At 62.2% G+C, this 18,514-nt stretch carries 16 protein-coding genes; 15 read left to right on the forward strand and 1 reads right to left on the reverse strand.

Annotated features, from left to right (window positions below; all coding sequences use genetic code 11):
• Positions 1–66 precede the first annotated feature (66 nt).
• Positions 67–1,818 carry a sulfatase-like hydrolase/transferase gene (locus MA884_RS23390; protein WP_256232735.1) on the reverse strand — a complete coding sequence of 584 codons (1,752 nt, stop codon included), beginning with the start codon at positions 1,816–1,818 and terminating at the stop codon, positions 67–69.
• 378 nt (positions 1,819–2,196) lie between these two features.
• On the opposite strand from MA884_RS23390, the gene MA884_RS23395 reads away from it, so the two are divergent.
• The 15 genes from MA884_RS23395 (at position 2,197) to MA884_RS23465 (ending at position 18,511) form a co-directional block, all read left to right on the forward strand.
• On the forward strand, positions 2,197–3,561 hold the full coding sequence (locus MA884_RS23395; RefSeq protein ID WP_256232736.1) for a UDP-glucose/GDP-mannose dehydrogenase family protein: 1,365 nt from the start codon (positions 2,197–2,199) through the stop codon (positions 3,559–3,561).
• A complete protein-coding gene (locus MA884_RS23400; protein WP_256232737.1) occupies positions 3,558–4,628 on the forward strand; it encodes an NAD-dependent epimerase in 1,071 nt (356 codons plus the stop codon). Before MA884_RS23395 ends, MA884_RS23400 begins: the two co-directional genes overlap by 4 nt.
• Positions 4,625–5,371, forward strand: coding sequence for a sugar transferase (locus tag MA884_RS23405; RefSeq protein ID WP_256232738.1), 747 nt, complete (start codon positions 4,625–4,627; stop codon positions 5,369–5,371). Before MA884_RS23400 ends, MA884_RS23405 begins: the two co-directional genes overlap by 4 nt.
• Positions 5,372–6,016 (forward strand): CpsD/CapB family tyrosine-protein kinase, encoded by a 645-nt coding sequence (locus tag MA884_RS23410; RefSeq protein ID WP_256232739.1) that lies wholly within the window; start codon positions 5,372–5,374, stop codon positions 6,014–6,016.
• A 20-nt stretch (positions 6,017–6,036) separates the two neighbouring features.
• The gene (locus MA884_RS23415; protein WP_256232740.1) at positions 6,037–7,104 is read left to right on the forward strand and encodes a polysaccharide biosynthesis/export family protein; all 1,068 of its coding nucleotides are present in this window, start codon (positions 6,037–6,039) and stop codon (positions 7,102–7,104) included.
• 2 nt (positions 7,105–7,106) lie between these two features.
• Complete coding sequence (locus MA884_RS23420; RefSeq protein WP_256232741.1) at positions 7,107–8,699, forward strand: Wzz/FepE/Etk N-terminal domain-containing protein; 1,593 nt, start codon at positions 7,107–7,109, stop codon at positions 8,697–8,699.
• Complete coding sequence (locus MA884_RS23425; RefSeq protein WP_256232742.1) at positions 8,696–9,799, forward strand: glycosyltransferase family 4 protein; 1,104 nt, start codon at positions 8,696–8,698, stop codon at positions 9,797–9,799. The genes MA884_RS23420 and MA884_RS23425 overlap by 4 nt, the downstream gene beginning before the upstream one ends.
• Entirely contained in the window at positions 9,796–11,166 is a 1,371-nt protein-coding gene (locus tag MA884_RS23430; protein ID WP_256232743.1) for an O-antigen ligase, read from the forward strand. Before MA884_RS23425 ends, MA884_RS23430 begins: the two co-directional genes overlap by 4 nt.
• Entirely contained in the window at positions 11,163–12,119 is a 957-nt protein-coding gene (locus MA884_RS23435) for a glycosyltransferase (RefSeq protein ID WP_256232744.1), read from the forward strand. Before MA884_RS23430 ends, MA884_RS23435 begins: the two co-directional genes overlap by 4 nt.
• Positions 12,112–13,248 carry a glycosyltransferase family 2 protein gene (locus tag MA884_RS23440; protein ID WP_256232745.1) on the forward strand — a complete coding sequence of 379 codons (1,137 nt, stop codon included), beginning with the start codon at positions 12,112–12,114 and terminating at the stop codon, positions 13,246–13,248. Before MA884_RS23435 ends, MA884_RS23440 begins: the two co-directional genes overlap by 8 nt.
• 11 nt (positions 13,249–13,259) lie before the next feature.
• Positions 13,260–14,264: a polysaccharide deacetylase family protein gene (locus tag MA884_RS23445; RefSeq protein WP_256232746.1), complete on the forward strand. Its 1,005-nt coding sequence runs from the start codon at positions 13,260–13,262 to the stop codon at positions 14,262–14,264.
• On the forward strand, positions 14,261–15,565 hold the full coding sequence (locus MA884_RS23450) for a lipopolysaccharide biosynthesis protein (RefSeq protein WP_256232747.1): 1,305 nt from the start codon (positions 14,261–14,263) through the stop codon (positions 15,563–15,565). The genes MA884_RS23445 and MA884_RS23450 overlap by 4 nt, the downstream gene beginning before the upstream one ends.
• Before the next feature lie 306 nt (positions 15,566–15,871).
• Positions 15,872–16,561 carry an N-acetyltransferase gene (locus MA884_RS23455; protein WP_256232748.1) on the forward strand — a complete coding sequence of 230 codons (690 nt, stop codon included), beginning with the start codon at positions 15,872–15,874 and terminating at the stop codon, positions 16,559–16,561.
• A 5-nt stretch (positions 16,562–16,566) separates the two neighbouring features.
• The gene (locus tag MA884_RS23460; RefSeq protein WP_256232773.1) at positions 16,567–17,745 is read left to right on the forward strand and encodes a GNAT family N-acetyltransferase; all 1,179 of its coding nucleotides are present in this window, start codon (positions 16,567–16,569) and stop codon (positions 17,743–17,745) included.
• Positions 17,717–18,511, forward strand: coding sequence for a carbohydrate deacetylase (locus MA884_RS23465; protein WP_256232749.1), 795 nt, complete (start codon positions 17,717–17,719; stop codon positions 18,509–18,511). Before MA884_RS23460 ends, MA884_RS23465 begins: the two co-directional genes overlap by 29 nt.
• The last annotated feature ends 3 nt before the right edge of the window (positions 18,512–18,514 follow it).

Here is an 18,514-nt window from a genome sequence, read left to right on the forward strand (position 1 = left end):
CTTCGCGAGCAAGCCCGCTCCCACAGGGGATCTGCGGGGGCATGCAAGGTCTGCGAACAACTCGGACTACTGTGGGAGCGAGCCTGCTCGCGATGACGGCGGCACATTCGACATCGAGCCCGACTGACCCGCCGCCATCTCAGCCTGAGCCGGCCCCGGTGTGACAATGTGCTTGAGGTCGATGTGTTTCCATTCAGGCATCGCCCCTAGCCGCGCATTGAAGCGGTAATTGAAGGTAAAGGCGTCTTCAGTTGGTTGGTTCAAGGATTTTCCATAGGTCGCTTCAACACCGGCCGGGTCGTACCCCATCAACTGCAACAGCGTCGGGAAGATGTTGTAGTGACTGGACCGGTCCTTGTTCTGTGCCCATGCATGTTGCCAATCCAGGGTGTGCAACCGCGCACCTTCTATGACCACCAGCGGCACGAGCCCCTCCTCCGCCACCGGGTCACCGCCGCAGTGGGTGTTGAGCCCAGGGTTGCCGCGCTCGTGAAGGTCCTGGCCATGGTCGGAGGTGTAGATCAACACGGCGTTGCTTAAATCAGCCTGCTGGAAGAGCCGCTTGAAGAACTCTCCGACATTCCACAACAGGGTGTTCCGGTAGGCGTTGCGGTACAGCTCCCAGTCATGGCTCCGGCCATCAAAACCGTCACGCTGGCCGGTGTCGGCGACCTCGAGAAACCGCCCGCGCGGCAGGGCTGGACGATAACTCATGAACTCATCCGGGTATTTGTCGTGCACGGGAAAATGCGCACCGAGCTTGTTGACCACCATCAGCTCGGCCCGGTCATTGCCCAGCCGCTGGATCAATGCCGCGGCGACCGCCATGTCGCGCTCGAACACCGGGGTGCCGTCGAACTGCACGAAGTCGTCGATATCGTTTTTTTCGGTGTCGGTCATCAGGTTCTGCAGACGACCACCGGTGCGCTGGGCGTCGATATAGACCGTGCGCAACCCGGCCTTTTTGGCGTACTGCCAGATCGACGGCAACGTGCTGTTGATGCGCACGTAGTCGTCGCGAGTACCGCCATGACGCAAGCTGACGTTGGTGTCGGCGCTGCAATTGGCGATGGAGGCCGCGTAACCGAAATTGAAAATTTCCACGCCGTCCGGTGGAGTCTTCAGGCCGCTTTGCACGCCGAATGGCGTGTTGATATCCAGATAATTCCCGGCGACGCTTTCATCGATAATCAGCACAATATCATGCTCGATCGGCGATGTTGGCCGCGTCAAGCGGATCGGCTCCCGAGGACCGACGGTGTTATGCAGGGTTTCGTAAACGAACAGATTCAGATAGGCCAGTGGTGTGTACATCACTGGCAGACCCCGCGCGCCCTCGCCCGCCCGGACGAATAAAACGCCACTGAGCAACAACACTCCCAGCACAGGCGCGGCGATGGGCAAATAACCGGGCAATGGCACCGACCGCCGAGGCTTGAGACCGATCCCCAACAGCAACAACAGGCCGCCGGTCGCGGCACTGACAATCACCTCGCGATACTGGTGGGCCGCCTCCCCGACAAAACCACCCGAATACACCAGCGACACGAACTGGCTGTACGTCAGGTAGCTGTCCGTCACCCTCGTATATACCTCGAAAAACACTGCCGAACCAAACATCGCCAGCGCAAACAGATGGCGCACGAAGGTTTGGCGGATGTACGCACTCAGCCACAGCGCCACCACCAAGACCATGAACATCGCACCGAACAGCAACGTGGCGAATCCCCAACCCAGGGCATTCAGGCGATCAAGGTAATAGTCATATCCCCTGATCAGGTACAGCACCAGCAGCAGTTCCTTGAGGTATCGGAGCATGTCTTTCTCGGCGATAGGGCGGCGTTGGAGAAGGGGTCGTTTTCTGCACGTTAGCAGCGGCTTTCCAAAGCGCAAGAAAAGCAACAGTCGGCCTAAGCGTCAAAAAAAAGTTAGCTCAAAAATGACACGATTTAAGCCAGTAAAACGTAAAAACCTATGGATAATTACCGTTCATCGCCTAGTTAAATGCCTTTAAAGCCCTTTAAAAACGGCACTTTTCCAAACCAGTCAATGACTTGATATCAAAAGGCCAAGTCCTGTCGAGTTTGCCAACAGTGACAACTGTCATTTTGCTGACACGAATTTCTGAAGCTGCGCTATACCCCTCTAAACAGTTTCATCCGAGTTACATCACACGGTCTGCGAGGCGCGCCAAGAATGGACGTGAGCGTATTTGGAACGGGGTATGTGGGGTTGATTCAAGCGGCTGCGTTGGCTGACGTCGGCCACCGTGTTTTGTGCATCGACATTGACCCCAACAAGATCCGTCAGCTGCAACAAGCGGTGCCGCCGATCAGCGAGCCTGGGCTGTCCGAATTGCTCGAAGAGAACATCAAGTGTGGTCGACTGCTGTTCAGTGATCAGGCCAGCGATGCGGTCAATCACGGCGAACTGATTTTCATCGCGGTCGGCACGCCGGCCGATGAAGACGGCTCGGCAGACCTGAGCCATGTACTGGCGGTCACCCGCCAGATCGCTGACTTCATGGACAGCGACCGTACCTTGATCATCAAGTCCACGGTGCCGGTCGGCACCGCCGACAAGGTCGCCGAATGTGCCCGTCAGGCGTTGGCTCGCCGGGGTCTGAAACAGCTGAATGTGCGGGTGGTGTCCAACCCCGAGTTTCTCAAGGAAGGCAGCGCCCTGGCCGATTGCATGCGCCCGGACCGGATCATTATCGGCACCGCCGACCCGCTGGCTCGCGACCAGATGAGCGAGCTGTACGCGCCCTTTTGCCGTAACCGCGAAAAACTGATGTTCATGGACAACCGCAGCGCCGAACTGACCAAGTACGCGGCCAACGCCATGCTCGCTACCCGCATCAGCTTCATGAACGAACTGGCCAATCTCACCGAAAGGCTGGGCGCCGATATCGAAGCGGTGCGCAAGGGCATCGGCTCGGACCCACGCATCGGTTATCACTTCATTTACCCCGGATGCGGCTTCGGCGGTTCATGCTTTCCCAAGGACCTGCGCGCCCTGCTGCACACCGCCGAACAGAGCGGTATGCCGCTGCGCCTGCTGCGCAGCGTCACCGATGTCAACGACAGCCAGCGGCACATTCTCTTCGAGAAACTGACACAACAGTTCCCCACAGGCCTGGCCGGCAAGTCGATTGCGATTTGGGGCCTGGCCTTCAAACCCAACACCGATGACATGCGCGAAGCCCCCAGCCGCTACCTGATGGAAGCGCTGTGGCGCGAAGGCGCTCGGGTCCATGCCTACGACCCGGAGGCCATGTCCGAATGCCGACGCCTCTACGGCTACCGCAAAGACCTGAACCTGTGCGCCACCCGCGACGACACCCTGGAAGATGCAGACGCCCTGGTGATCTGCACCGAATGGAAGAATTTCCGTGTAGTGGATTTCGACCTGCTGGCCAGCAAGTTGCGCGCCCGGGTCATCATCGATGGCCGCAACCTCTACAACCCGGAACACCTGGCCGCCGCCGGTCTCTTGTATCGCGGCATCGGGCTGCGTCACACCGTGCCCAGCCCCCTGACCCAGGGGCCACGGGCGTGAACATTCTGGTGACCGGCGCGGCCGGTTTCATCGGCGCCCATTGCGTGCTGCGGCTGCTGCGCGACGGTCATCAGGTGTGGGGGCTGGACAACTTCAACGACTACTACGACCCGCAACTCAAGCATGACCGCGTGACATGGGTCAAAGACCAGGTGGGGGATTTTCCACTGGCACGGGTGGACCTGACCGACGCCTCGGCCATCGATGAGTTGTTCCAGTCGCACCGCCCGGACGTGGTGATTCATCTCGCCGCCCAAGCCGGCGTGCGTTATTCCCTGGAGAATCCGCGGGCCTATGTCGACAGCAACCTCACCGGGTTCCTGAACATCCTGGAAAGCTGCCGCCGCCATCCGGTCAAGCACCTGATCTACGCCTCCTCAAGCTCCGTGTATGGCGCCAACCAGCGCACACCTTACTCAGTACAGGACGGCGTGGACCATCCGCTGTCGCTCTACGCGGCCAGTAAAAAGGCCAACGAACTGATGGCCCACAGTTACAGCCATCTGTTCGGCATCCCATGCACCGGCCTGCGTTTTTTCACCGTGTACGGTCCCTGGGGCCGGCCGGACATGTCACCGATCCAGTTCGCCCGCGCCATCGCCGAAGGCCGCGTGTTGCAGCTGTTCAATCATGGCGAGCACCAGCGCGATTTCACCTATATCGACGACATCATCGAAAGCATCGCCCGGCTGATCGAACGCCCGCCCCATGCCACACCGCAGTGGGATCGCGATCAACCGGACCCTGCCAGCAGCGCGGCGCCCTGGCGGATCTACAACATCGGTGGGCAGCACCCGGTAGCGCTGCGTACCTATGTGGCGTTGCTGGAAAAACACCTGAGACAAACCGCCCGGATCGAACTGCTGCCCCTGCAGCCCGGAGACGTGCTGAACACCTGCGCCGATGCCAGCGACCTGGCACGGGCCACCGGTTTCCAGCCGCGCATTGAATTGGACGACGGCCTGGGCCGTTTCATCGACTGGTTCCTCGATTACTACGCCCTGCCTATCGCCGACATCGCTTGCAGCCCAACGCTTGCGACCAACCTTCAGCGGAGGAGTCTATGACCCGACATGAGCAAAGCATCCCTATCACCGCCTGCGGGGGCGACAAGCGCGTCGATCCCGAGCACCGCCGACGCCTGGACGCGGCCATCCATCGTCAGGGCCGCGGCTGGCTGACCGGTCGCGACGGCGGTCGACCCTGGACTGTCTCGCGCACCAATCGAGTGGTGGCCTGTCTCGGCGCGTTGTCGATTCTGCTACTGCTCAGCCCGCTGTTGCTGGGTCTGGCGCTGCTGATCAAGTTCTCAAGCCCCGGTCCAGTGCTGTTCGTGCAGAAACGCACCGGATACCGCGGCCGGGTCTTTGGCATGTACAAGTTCCGCACCATGGTTGCTGATGCCGAGGCGCTCAAGGAGTCACTGCGTCACCTCAACAAGCACGGCGCCGATGCCATCGACTTCAAGATCGACAACGACCCGCGCATCACCCCCGTCGGCCGGTTCCTGCGACGCAGCAGCCTCGACGAGCTACCCAACCTGATCAATGTGGTGACCGGCGACATGCGCCTGGTCGGCCCGCGGCCGACCTCGTTCAACGCCTACCGCTACAAGGACAACCATCTTGTCCGCCTGAGCATCTACCCCGGCCTGACCGGCCTGTGGCAGATCTCCGGGCGCAGCAACATCGACTTCGACCAGCGCGTGGAACTGGACCTCAGCTACATCGCCGAACAAAGCCTGTTGCTGGACCTGAAGATCCTGATGATCACCCCTTTCAAAGTTTTCAGCGGCCACGGAGCGAGTTAAATGGACGGTTCAACCAATATCCTGACCATCGCAAGCCCGAGCGAGACCAACCTGACCTCGACCGTGCTTGATCCTTCCTTGCGGATCCTGCTTCTGACGGCCGCCAATACCGGCACCGGAACCAGTACCAGCGCCATGGCCCTGGCCGCTCAACTGGCACAGATGAGCAGCGGTCGCGTGCTGCTGGTGGACGCCAGCCAGTCGCCGCGCAACCTCAGTCAGCAATTGTCGCTGCACAAGGAGCGTGGCTTCAGCGACCTGCTGTTCAACAGCCTCTCCCCGCCCCTGTTGCAGGACTGCGTGGTGCAAACCTCCAGCCTGCCCTTCGACGTGCTGCCCAACGGCCGTCTGGGGCGCAATGCCGAGCGCCTGAACGCCGAGCAGCTTCGCCCGTTGTTCAAGCAACTGGCCGGGCAGTACCGCTTTGTGGTGATCGACGCCGACGCGGTGTACTCGGCCTTCGACACCCTGGTCATGAGTACCCAGGTGGACGGCGTGGTGCTGGTGGTACGCGGTGAAGACACCCGCTGGGAGGTGGCCCAGGCCGCTCGCCAGCGTCTGACCCAGGCCGGTGCCAAGGTGGTGGGCAGCGTGTTCAACCGCCGCAAGTACTACATGCCCAAGTGGCTCTACAACAACCTGTAAGCCTGCAAAAGGATGACGAGATGAACGCCAGATTGCTTGTCCTGCTGCTGTTGCCGCTTGCCGGTTGCAGCAGCCACACCGAAACCCGCTCAATGCCGGTGCAGATCCTCACGGCCGCACCGGCCAACGCCCAGGCCACCGACATGCCCCGGGTCGAACAGACCCTGCGCCCGCAGGATGTGCTGGATGTGATCTTTCACATCAGCACCAGCGGGTCGGATGCCTACCGGGTCCAGCCGGGTGACCAGGTGGCTTTGAACTTCACCGCCGCCAGCCAGCTCAACGGCGCACAACAGGTGATGCCCGACGGCAGTATCGAACTGCCGGGGGCCAACACCTCGGTGAAAATCGCTGGGCTGACCACGGACGAAGCACGCCTGGCAGTACAGCGTGCCTATGACCGGAAAATGTTGTTCCAGCCCAACCGCAATCAATTGACGGTGCAGGTCACCAGCCCCCTGAGCAACGAGACAAAACTGCGCAACACCCTGACCCACCCGGGCACCGGCATGAGCCGGGAGATCACCGTGGGCCGGGATGGTTACGCAAGCTTCCCGGAAATCGGTGCCGTGCCGCTGCAAGGCATGACCGTCAACCAGCTGGAAACCTTCCTCAACGAGCGCTACGCCCAATTGCCGGGGCGCATGTCCGTCGATGTGCTGCTCAAATCCACCGCTGGCAACGAGATCTATGTCCTCGGGGAAGTCGCCCAGCCCGGTTCCTATCCGATCCGCCGGCCGGTCTCGGTCCTTGAGGCGCTGACCATGGCCCGAGGCTCGAACGTCAAGGCCCGGCTCGACTCGGTGGTGATCATGCGCCGCAACGGCAACCAGGTTGAAGCCCGCCACTATGACGTGGAAAAAGCCCTGAGCGGTGACGCCTCGCAGATCGCCTACCTGCAACCGGAAGACATGCTTTTCGTGCCCAAGACCGGCCTGGCCAAAGCCGGTGAAATGGCTCGGCAACTGGCCGATGTGGTGTTGTTCCAGGGCATGGGTGTCAGCTTCGGCTACCGCCTTGACAGCAAAGGCGACGACGGCAGATCCGACAACAACGGCAGCGCCACTTCTTCGGCAGCAGGTAATTGATCATGAACCCCAAGGAAAACTATCTGCATGAGTTCTTCAGGATTTTCTTCGCCAACAAGCAGTGGGTGAAGCGCGTCTTCCTGATCTTCGCCGTGATTGCCCTGGCGCTGCCGTTGATGCTCAAACAGAGCTTCGACATCACCGCCCAGGTCATCGTCCAGTCGAAAAAACTCTCCCAGGGCGACGCCACCACGTCGCTGAACCAGGAAGATGCCACCTTCATTCCACCGTCCCTGGCGGACATGGAAACCGAGAGTAATATCCTGCGTTCACCGGCATTGATCCGGCAAACCATCGGCACCCTGCGCGACCAGGGTGAGTACAGCCCAAGCCCGGGTATCCTCAACAAATGGGTGAGCGAACCGCTCAAGCGCTATGTCACCACGCCGCTGCGCGAGTACATCGTCAACCCGTTGCGCGACGGCCTGGGACTGGAGGTCGATCCGGTGCGTGATACCACGCTCGACATGCTGACCGACGAAGCCATCGCCAACCTGAAAATCGAAACCCTGCCCGGCTCCAACGTCATTTCCATCATCTACAGTTTCGGCGACCCGGCCCAGGGCACCCGGTTTGTGGCGCAACTGCTGGAGAATTACCTCTCCGCTCGCCAGAACCTGCAATCGATCGAGCTGCCGCAAGCCTTCTATGAGCAGAAGAAAACCCAGTACCAGACTCGCCTCGACGGACTGGAAGGCACGCGCCTGGCGTTGCTTGAAGACGTCAGCTCCTCCGATCCCAAGGAGGAAATCACCTTCCGTCTGAACGCCATCAATACCGAAGAACAGGCCCTGAACCTGTACCGCGATCGTCTGCTGCAAAGCCAACGCTGGCTTGATTACCTCAAGACCAGCCTGGCAGCGGCGAACAACTCACGGTTCAACGACTACACCTTCCCCTTCACCTTCACCACCACCATGGACAACATCGCCTTCGAAGACCGGGAAATCAAACAACTGGGCGAGCAACTGACCACCCAGGTCAGCCGCTACATGAATGACCTGGCGATCTTCCAGCCCGGCAGCGAGCCGATGTTGTTGACCCGGGAGCAGATCGCGCGCACCCGCCAGCAGTTTCTCAAAGTGGTGAGCAACCGTATCCAGGAACGCACCAACGACCTGGCAGTCGTCAGCTCGGTGATCGACCAGAAAACCGCGCGCATCGCCGACTTCAAAGAGCGCATCCATCAGTTGCAGCAAACCCAGAGCAAGCTGCGGCAGATGGACACCGAGATCAATGCCCTGCATGCGGCGTTCTCCACCTACGCTCAACGGTTCGCCGAAAGCAGCACCGTCCGCTCGCTGAACAACGACCTGTCCAATGCCCGCGTCCTGAGCCCGCCGTTCGAACCAACCGCCGCGGCGTTCCCCAAGCCGACGCTGATTATTGCGTTCGGTCTGTTCAGCGGCTTGCTCCTGGCGATTGCCCTGGTCTATGTGCGTGAGTTCTTCGATCATCGCTTCAAGCACCCTGCCCAGATTACCCAGCAACTGGATGTACCGGTGTTGCTGGTGATCAACGAGCAGACCCCCGAACAGGTCAACCCGCACCGCAACTGGAGCCTGCCCAGCCTGGTCCATTGGGTGCGAAATTGAACGCGCCGTTCGGCCCGACCTGCCGCAGCAGCGCCCTGCCGATCATTCATTTGCTCGACAGCGGCGGCTTCTACGGGGCCGAGCGGATGTTGCTCGATCATTGCCTGGCCACGCCGGGGCAGCACCAGGTGCTGTTCCTGGCGGCGCCGCCGACTTTGATCACGCGCTTTCGCCAGGCCGGGGTCGACTGCCGCCACTGCGCCAATTGGACCGAACTGTTGCAGCACCTGCGCCAGCGACGGGACGAGCAACCGCTGATCAATACCCACAACTTCAAGGGCCTGCTGTTCGGTTGGGCCGCGGCTACGTTGCTGCGCTTGCCGTTGGTCATCACTCAGCACGGCTTCACCCCGCGCAGCGCCAAGCAGCGTTTCTACACCTGGCTGAGCCTGCAACTGTGCCGCACCGCGTCGGTCAATCGGGTGGTTTGCGTGGCCGAAAGCATTGCCGCGCTGCACCGTCGGGCCAGCGTGCGCGCGGAAAAGCTCGACGTGATCCCCAACGGCCTGCCGGCGGTCACGGTGCCGTTGCCCCACCGCGACGACAGGCTGCGCTGGCGGGTCGGCTACGTCGGCCGCCTAAGCAGCGAGAAAGGTCCGGACCTGTTCCTCGACGCCATGATCCCCCTGTGCCAGCGACATGCATCGCTGCACGCCGTGATGCTCGGCGACGGCCCGGAACGCCAGGTCTTGCTCAAGCGAATTGCTGATGCAGGGCTGCCAACGCGCATCGAGCTACCCGGTTATCAGACCGACATGAACCCTTGGTGGAGTCAGCTCGACGCGCTGGTGATCAGTTCGCGCACTGAAGGCACGCCGATGATTCTGCTCGAGGCGATGCAGGCCGGCGTGCCGGTGGTGGCGTTCGGTGTGGGGGGCATTCCCGATGTGCTGCAGGACCGTCACAACGGCCTGCTCGCAACACCGGCCGACAGCGCCGAACTGGCCCGGCAGATCGAAACGCTGTTCAGCGAACCGCCCCTGGCGCGGATCCTGGCCGACAACGCGCGCTGCACTCAACGGGACCGTTACGACCTGCGGGCCCTGGCCGAGCGCTGGTCGCAGCTCTATATCCGCACGGCACGGGAGGCTCGTCCATGATTGTCCCGCTCTCGATTGTCAGTCTGTTGGGCCTGGTTTGCCTGATGTTGCTGGCCAGCCCCTATCCCTTCCTGGCGCCGGGGGCGGTGCTCGGCCTGGTGGGTGTCGCCGTGCTGTACCGCAAACCCGGCTGGGGTTTACTGGGCATTGCCGCGCTGGTGCCGTTCGAGGGCCTGTTCAAGGAAAACGCCTTCTCGGGCAGCAAATTCTTTGGCGTGGCGCTGATTCTGATCCTGATGTTGCAACTCTCTCTGCGCCAGATTCCTTCGTCACGTTTGCGCAGCAATATCTGGCGCCCGCTGATCGCCTTCATGATCCTTTATGGCCTGAGCCTGTTGCTGTCGCAGAACCTGGGCCTGTCCATGACCCATTTGCGCGAACTGATGGTGGGGCTGATTCTGTTCGTGATTACCCTGCTGATCGGTCGCGAGCTGAACCTGGACCTGTTCTGCCGGCTGATGACCCTGAGCGTGACCACTACCTGCGTACTGGCAATGTTTTCGGTCAAATACCAGGACCAGGGCCGTGCGTCCGGCCTGCTGGAAGACCCGAACGCCTTTGCCCTGTTGATCGCCCTTACCGTGCCGCTGGCATTGTTGCTGGTGTTGCGCAGCCCGAACCTGCTGCACCGGTTGTTCTGGGGCGGCTGTTTCATCCTGCTGCTGGGCGGCATGACCAAGACCGAATCGCGCTCGGGGCTGGTGGTGCTGTTGCTCAGCCTGGTGATTGGTCTCTATCACTACCGTGCACAATTACCGCGCATCCGCCCACGGCACCTGGGCTTCGCCATGCTCGGGCTGGCGATCATGATTCCCTTGGTGATTGCGGTGATGCCGGCCGGCTACGTGGCGCGCATCCAGTCGCTGAGCATCCTCAGCGCCGGCGCCAATGCCCACAAAGACGAATCCCTGGGCCGTCGTGCCTCGTACATCGTGGTCGGCAGCCAAATGATCCGCGAGAACCCGGTGCTGGGCAGCGGCCCGGGCACGTTCCCGCTGCACTACGCCCCCACCGGCTACGCCAAGGCGTTCTCGGCCAATCGCAAACTGGGAGATCTGTATCGCCGGGCCCATAACACCTACCTGGAAATCTTCAGCGAGATCGGCATCCCCGGCGGGCTGATGTTCGTCGGCATGCTCGGCCTGGGCCTGTACAACCTGCTGCGCGCCCGCCAGCTCTGGTTGCAGCGTCGGGACTGGGCGCAGGCAGACCTGGTGACGCACCTGGGCATGAGTTTCCTGTCGCTGACGCTGTTTTTGATGTTCCTCAGCGCCCCCAACCATAAGTTGCTGTGGATCATGCTCGCCCTCACCAGCGTGTTGCGCTACGACGCCGAACAGCCAGCACCGCAGGAGGCGCGTCCATGAGCCGCATCAGCATTGTGATCCCGATGTTCAACGAGGCCCGACACATTGCTCGAACGTTGCTGGCGGCGCAGGAAGCCGCCCGCCAGGCGCAATTGGACTGCGAGTTGATCGTAGTGGACAACGGCTCCGACGATCATGGCCCGCGCATCGCCAACGAACTGGGGGCGCGCGTGCTGATCGTGCCCGGCGTACACATCGGCGCCCTGCGCAACCGCGGTGCAGCCGTCGCTCACGGGGAATGGCTGGCGTTCATCGACGCCGACATCGAGATGCCGGCCAACTGGCTCAAGCTGTTGCTGGAACTCGACGGCCAGGGCGATGTGCTGGGCCTGGACCTGGACACCCCCCGTCAGGCGCCGTGGTTCGCCCAAGCCTGGCAACGCCGTAGCCAGCGTCCGGGTTCGCGTCCCTTACATCGGGTGCAATGGCTGCCCAGCGCCAACCTGTTGCTGCGTCGCCAGTGGTTTGAGCAGGTCGCGGGCTTCGACGAAACCCTGCGCACCGGCGAAGACAAGGATTTTTCCCTGCGCCTGCGCGACGCCGGTGCGCAGTTGCTGCTGGTCAACGAAAGCGTGGCCCTGCACTGGGGCTACGAAGGCAGTTGGCGGGAGTGGATGAGCAAGGAACTGTGGCGCCAGGGCAGCCATGTGCAATTGCTGCGCAGCCATGGTCCGAGTCTGCGCCTGCTGCGCTTTCCGGCGCTGTCCATCGGGGCCTGGGGCCTGGATTTTCTGGCGTTGGTCGCCCTGTTCCAGGGCCAGCCGCGTATTGCGCTGATGCTGCTGCTGATGACCTCCCTGCCCGCTTTGTTCCTCAGTCTGCGTCAAAGCGGGCGCGACCTGCGCCTGACGCTGCAACTGTGGGCGTTGCACGGGGTGCGCTTGCACCTGACTGGCGCCGCGCTGCTTCTCAACCTTTGTCATTGGAACGTCAGGAGACCTGCCCGTGGCTGAATTCCTTTACTGGTCATGCCTGTTGCTGCCGGTGCACGCCTATCTCGGTTATCCGCTGATGCTGAGCCTGCTGGCGCCGCTGTTTCCGGTCCGGCGCTACGGGCCGGCGTTGCCGATGGACATCAGCATTGTCATTGCCGCCCACAACGAGGCACGGCACATCGAAGAAAAACTGCGCGCCTTGCTGGCCCAGGACTATCAGGCGCGCTCGCTGCAAATCATCCTCGCCAGCGACGGCTCCACCGACGATACCGTGGCCTGCGCTCGCCAGGTCATCGACCCGCGCATCACCGTGCTTGACCTGCCGCGCCAGGGCAAGGCCGCTGCCCTGAATACCGGCGTGGCCCACAGCACTGGGGAGATCCTGGTGTTTACCGACGCCGACAACCAATGGGCCAGCGACACGCTCGGCCATCTCATGTCGCCATTGGGCGATCCGGAAGTCGGTGCCTGTGCCGGGCACATGGAAATCCCGGTGCCGGGCAAGGGCCTGAGCCTGGGCGACAGCCTGTATCGGCATTACGAAGGCTGGCTGCGTCAGGTGGAGAACCGCACGGGCTGCATGGTCTCGGCCGACGGCGCCTTGCTGGCCCTGCGGCGCGAGCTGTTTGAGCCGATACCGGCGCAAGTCAACGACGACTTCTTCCTCAGCACCTGTGCGCCGGCGGCGGGGAAATCCATCGTGTATGCACCACTGGCCCGGGTCACCGACCAGGGCGTGGACGAAGCCGACAAACAGTTTCGCCGGCGCCAGCGGGTCACCGTCGGCGGTCTGCAAAGCCTGGCCCAGCGCCGGCAGTTGCTCAACCCCTTGCGTCACGGGCTCTACGCCATCGGCCTGATCAGCCACAAACTGATCCGCCGCCTGGCGCCGGTGTTGCTATTGCCGCTGCTGCTGAGCAACGCCTGGCTGTGGAATGACCATCTGTTCTATCGCCTGAGCCTGGTGGCGCAACTGCTCGGCTACGCCATTGCGTTGATCGGTTTGCTGGACATAGGCCATCGTTTGCCCCGGCCATTTCGCCTGGCCGCGTTCGTGTTGGTGACGCTGGCGGGCATGAGCATCGGGCTGTGGCAGTTTCTGCGCGGCCATCGCTACAGCCAATGGAACCCCGAGCAGAACCGCTAAGGAGACGGCCCATGTCAATCAAGCAAGTCTTCAAGCGCACCGGCGGCTGGCTGTACCTGAATACCTCCCTGGGCCGCGGGCCGTTGCGTGGCGCCGGCGTGATTCTGATGCTGCACCGGGTCCTTAACAATGACCGCGCCGCCGAACTGCCCCATCGCAACGAATTGTGCGTGGGGCCGGAAGCGTTCGAGCACCTGCTCATCTGGCTGCAACGCTATTTCGAATGCGTGCCCTTGATGAGCCTGCTGCTGGCCGATCCTGAAAGCGTGCCGAATCGCCCGCGAGTGGCCCTGACCTTCGATGATGGTTGGCGCGACAACGCGATGAATGCCTTTCCTTTGTTGCGCCAATACCAAGTGCCGGCGAGTATTTTCCTGTCCACCGATTTCATCGGCAGCCGCCAGCACTTCTGGTGGGAAAGTATCGGCGAAACCCTGTGGGGCAGCCATGGACAAGTGGCGCGACATTCGTTGATCGAGCATTTGCAGCACGCCGGCCGGCCGTTGCCGGTGATGCTCGATGACCTGGATGACCAGCGCCGCAGCCTGTCGCTGATGCACTATCTGCAGAGCCTCAAGAGCCTTGATCCACAGGTCTTGAACGACCTCACCGACGCCTGTCCCACGGGCGCCCAACCCCAGGCACTGGATTGGTTCCAGGTGCGGATGCTGGAAGATTCCGGGCTCATCCGCTTCGGCCCTCATGGCGCCAGCCATGCGATTCTCACCGGGCTGGATGATCAGCGCCTGCACGAGGAACTGAGCCGCAGCCGGGCGGCCCTGGAGAACGGTTGCGCCCAACCGCTGCCGGTGTATTGCTACCCCAACGGCGATCACGATGAACGCGTACGCCAACAAGTGGCAGCCCACGGTTTTCCATTTGCCCTGGGCACCGAGACCGGCTTGTATCGCACCGACGGCGACCCGTTGAACGTGCCGCGCTTCGGTGTCAGCCAACGCAATGCCCAGCACCCCGAATTGCTGGCCTGGCGCATTCGCCGAGGGACCCGCTCATGAGCCGCGGTCATTACCTCAAGCATCTGGCGCTGAGCATGGGCACGCGCCTGGCGATGATTGGCCTGCGCCTGCTGCGCAATGTGTTGCTGGCGCGGATTCTGGGGCCCAGCGAACGCGGGCTGTTCGCACTGCTGAGCACCCTGCCGGACCTGATCAGCGCCGCCACCAGTGGTGGCCTGAATTCGGCCGTGGGTTATCAAGCGGCTCAACAACGTTCGATGGGGGTGCTGCTCAGTCAGGTGCTGGTCTTCGGCTGCCTGTTGGCCGGGTTGTTGACGGTGCTGGTGGTGGCGCTGGTGCGCGAATTTGGCGGCGAACTGGACATCACCACGCAGTTGGGACTGTTGGCGTGGCTGCTGCTGTTGGCCGTGCCGTTGACCGTGCTCAAGAGCGGCCTGCTGACACTGCACAATGCGTCCGGCGGCGTGGGCGCCTTCAATGTCCTGCGGCTGATGGAATCCCTGGCGCCGCTGTTGCTGTTCCTGGCGTTGTTCTGGATGTGGAAGGACACCGCCCTGGAAGCCGCGCTGATCAGTTGGCTGGCGGGTCTGAGTCTGGTGGTGCTGGCTGGTTGGGTCTGGCTGCGGCGGGACCACACGTTCACCCTGCAATGGGATCGCACCCACCAGAAAGAGCTGTTGCGCTACGGTGCCCGTAGCCACCCCGACTTGCTGTTCCAGCAAGTGGTGCTGCGCTCGGACTACCTGTTCATCGGTGCCCTGCTGGGCAGCGCTGCGCTGGGCCATTACGCCATGGCCAGCGCCGCCGCCGAACTGCTGTTGATCGTGCCGGAGGCGGTCACCACACCGTTGATGAAGCGCCTGCTGCAACAAGACACCGACATGAAACGCCTGACACCCCTGGCCCTGCGCCTGACCGCCACGGTCATGCTCGGCGCCTGCCTGGGCATGGCGCTGATTGGTGAATGGTTGATCGTCACGCTGTTCGGCGCCGCTTACCAACCGGCTTATCCCGCCTTGCTGGCGCTGCTGCCGGGACTCTTCGGGCTGTGTTACGCGAGCATCCTGCGCCTGGATCTGCTGGGCAAGAATCGACCCGGTACGGTTTCGCTGCTGATGGGTGTGGGGGCGTTATTGAACCTGACCTTGAACCTGATCCTGATTCCGCGCTTCGGCATCGTCGGGGCCGCCGCGGCTTCTTCGATCGCCTATATGGCCGTCACCGTCGCGCTACTGGCGACGTACTGCCGCCTCAGCGGCGTGACGCTGTGGCAGACGCTGATCATCCTGCCCAGTGACCTGCTGCCCATGCGGCAAATGCTGATGGGGAAATCCGCATGAACGCCGTCGCCAGACAGACCGTCATCGCGAGCAGGCTCGCTCCCACAGGGCTTGGCGGCCAGCCAGTTGGTGGCCGCTACAGTTCGAACCTCAGGGCTAGCCTGCTCCCACAGTGGCTTGGCGCCGGGCGCGCACTCTGCGGCCGCTACACATCCAATGTGGGAGCGAGCCTGCTCGCGATGGGGTCGGCCCGGTGCTTGTGCAAACCCGTCAGATCCGGTTTCTCCTGCCCGGGGACACCCTGTTTTGCCATGGACTGGAGCCCCCCCCCCTTTTCTCCCAACACGCCACCCGTCAGGAGGCACTATGAACGCTCTGCAAAAATTGCGTGATCGCATCCAGAAGAAAGGCCTGCGCGCCGTGCTCAAAAAACTGTGCAGACGCTACGTGTTTTTCCACTCTCAACTGATATGGATGGAGCGGGATCTGGTCAGTCCTGTGCCGCCTTGCAAGCTAAAGGCTTATCCTGCGTTGCGCCGGGAGCTCATCACAACGAGCAACGCCGACGCCTTCGCCACCCACTTCGGCGACCGCGTCGAGACCATGCGTGAGCTGGCAGCCGAAGGCCACACCGGCCTGATGTATCTGGACAGCAAGGGCGACACCGTCGCTTTCATCTGGGGCAGTCAACGCGACTATTTCGACCGCCATTTCTACGGTTGCTGGTTCCCGGTCAAGGCGGGCGAGTTCTTCGAGTTTGGCGGTGAAATGATCCGTGCCTATTGGGGCAGCCAGTTGTCGGTGGACGTGCAACTGGACCTCTGGAAGACCATGGCCGACAAAGGCAGCGACAAGGTCGTCGACGTCTGCGACTTGCAAAACACTCCAGCCGTCAAGCTGCACCTGCGCATGGACTATCAGGAGCGCGGTCAAATCACCCACGTGTATTGTCTGTTTGGCCGCTGGCGCTTTTTCCGCGACACGTTCTATAGCGGCTCGCTGCTGGACACGTTTCGCAAACCGGCACAGCCGACCGCCACCACTGCGGCGGCCTGATGCCGATGGCGATCCGGTTCCAATGGTGCCGCTCCTTGAGCGCGGCGCAGTTCCCTGCAACGGCTTATGAACAGCTGCGAACCCAGGTGGCCGACCCTACGCCATTCAACACCCTGGCCTGGCTGCAAGCTGCGGAGTTTGCGCTGCTGCCCGATCAGCAACTCAACATACTGCTTGGCTGGCAGGACCAGACACTGTGCCTTTGTTTACCGCTGATATCGGGGCGCGAACGCATCTGCGGGCTGCGCTTTCGGGTGCTGCGTCACTTGGGCTATCCATTGGCTGACCGCATCGCACCGCTGATCCGGCTGGATGCCGAGGATATGGCTGAGGCGCTGATGCAGATCCGCCAACACCTGCCCCACGCGCTGCTGCAATTGAATGAAGTGACCGAGCCGGTCGGTGAAGAAAGCGTCCTCAGTGCCTGGATGGCCCTGAGTTCCACCGGGGAACGGCGGCTCAGTTGCCGGGTGCCGGTGCATTTGATCAGTGACAGCGACCGCCAGGAGATTTCCGGCGACCCCCGCTACAAGTTGCGCCGGGCGCGCAAGCGGATCGCCGCATGTGGGGCCCGGATCCGCCGGATAACGCCGGACGCCATCAGCATGGGCCTGCTGCTGCAAGACCTTGCCGAAGTCGAGGGCGCCAGTTGGAAAGGAGAAGAAGGTGTCGGCATCTTCGCCGACCCCGGGCGTCGGCAGTGGATGAACCATGCGTTCACCGCCCTCGCCGCCGAAGGCATGGTGCGGGTGGTGGTGCTGGAACTGGACGGTCGCTGCATCAGTTACCGCCTTGGCCTGCTGGAGCAGGGGCGGCTGTATGACTACAACCTGGCATTCCTGCCGCAACATGCCGACCTGGGCAGCGGTCGGGTTCTGCTCGAGGAGTGGATTCGCTGGGGGCTGGATGACAACTGGCGCTGGATCGATGCGTCGCGGGTCAGCCTGGAAAACTCGAGCCATCAACTGCATGAACGCATGACCGGACAACTGGAGCATTGGCGTTGGAGTTTTTATTCATGGCAGCCCGGTGGCCTGGTACTGGGGCTCGCCTTACGGTTATGGAAAAGCCTTAAGCCGCTACTGCACAAGCGCCCCGCCGGGCAAACCGCAACAACAGCTTCGCCGTCGTCCCCCAAACACAAGGAGAATGTGAATGCCACGCCAAGTGATCATCAACGCTGACGACTTCGGACTCGACCTCAACGAAAACGCGCTCATCCTGCGGGCCTTCGAGGCCGGCGTGATCAGTTCGGCCACGGCCATGGCCAACATGCCGGCTTTCGAGCAAGCCTGTGAAATGGCCCGACAACCGCTGCTCGACGGCCGAGTCGGCCTGCATTTCAACCTCAGCTACGGCCGCCCACTGAGCCAGAGCATCGCTTCACGACCGGCGTTTTGCGACGCGAACGGCGAGTTCGACCTGAATATCTCGCGCTACTGCCTGCGCCTTGGCTCAAAAGACCTCGCAGCTGTGGAGCAGGAGCTCCGGGCGCAGTGGCAACGCTGCCTGGACCACGGCCTGCGCCCCAGCCATCTGGATTCTCATCAACATGTGCATAACATCTGGCCCATTGGAGAGCTGGTGGCCCGCTTCGCCGCACGGCGGGGTGTGCCGATTCGGTTGGCGCGTAACCTGGGGGCAAACCTGAACCTGCCCAAGCGCCTGTTCAAAACGTTGCTCAACCGGCGCCTGCGCGCCCTGTGCGGCGCGACTGCCGACTACGTCTGCACACCGGCCGACCTGCACCATGCTGCGCCGCCGGGCCTCGGTTCGCTTGAGGTGATCGTGCATCCACTGCACCTGGATGAGGATTTTGGCGACGCGAGCCTGATGCCAGGGGACTCACTGACCCAAGTGCTGCATAAACGCCTGGCGGGCGTGCCCAGGGTGGCGTACGGCGCAGCGGTGAAGGTTTTGCTGCTGACCCAATATGGGGACGTGCAGTGATTA

The sequence above is a fragment of the Pseudomonas sp. Q11 genome (assembly GCF_024494355.1).
In the GTDB taxonomy this organism is placed as follows: Bacteria; Pseudomonadota; Gammaproteobacteria; order Pseudomonadales; family Pseudomonadaceae; genus Aquipseudomonas; species Aquipseudomonas hefeiensis.

Excerpts from the sequence above, each read along its gene's own strand:
- MA884_RS23420 (WP_256232741.1), top strand. The coding sequence starts at position 7,107 with ATGAACCCCAAGGAAAACTATCTGCATGAGTTCTTCAGGATTTTCTTC.
- MA884_RS23435 (WP_256232744.1), top strand. The coding sequence starts at position 11,163 with ATGAGCCGCATCAGCATTGTGATCCCGATGTTCAACGAGGCCCGACAC.
- MA884_RS23465 (WP_256232749.1), top strand. The coding sequence starts at position 17,717 with ATGCCACGCCAAGTGATCATCAACGCTGACGACTTCGGACTCGACCTC.
- MA884_RS23405 (WP_256232738.1), top strand. The coding sequence starts at position 4,625 with ATGACCCGACATGAGCAAAGCATCCCTATCACCGCCTGCGGGGGCGAC.
- MA884_RS23410 (WP_256232739.1), top strand. The coding sequence starts at position 5,372 with ATGGACGGTTCAACCAATATCCTGACCATCGCAAGCCCGAGCGAGACC.
- MA884_RS23450 (WP_256232747.1), top strand. The coding sequence starts at position 14,261 with ATGAGCCGCGGTCATTACCTCAAGCATCTGGCGCTGAGCATGGGCACG.
- MA884_RS23415 (WP_256232740.1), top strand. The coding sequence starts at position 6,037 with ATGAACGCCAGATTGCTTGTCCTGCTGCTGTTGCCGCTTGCCGGTTGC.
- MA884_RS23430 (WP_256232743.1), top strand. The coding sequence starts at position 9,796 with ATGATTGTCCCGCTCTCGATTGTCAGTCTGTTGGGCCTGGTTTGCCTG.
- MA884_RS23390 (WP_256232735.1), bottom strand. The coding sequence starts at position 1,818 with ATGCTCCGATACCTCAAGGAACTGCTGCTGGTGCTGTACCTGATCAGG.
- MA884_RS23445 (WP_256232746.1), top strand. The coding sequence starts at position 13,260 with ATGTCAATCAAGCAAGTCTTCAAGCGCACCGGCGGCTGGCTGTACCTG.
- MA884_RS23395 (WP_256232736.1), top strand. The coding sequence starts at position 2,197 with ATGGACGTGAGCGTATTTGGAACGGGGTATGTGGGGTTGATTCAAGCG.
- MA884_RS23455 (WP_256232748.1), top strand. The coding sequence starts at position 15,872 with ATGAACGCTCTGCAAAAATTGCGTGATCGCATCCAGAAGAAAGGCCTG.
- MA884_RS23460 (WP_256232773.1), top strand. The coding sequence starts at position 16,567 with ATGGCGATCCGGTTCCAATGGTGCCGCTCCTTGAGCGCGGCGCAGTTC.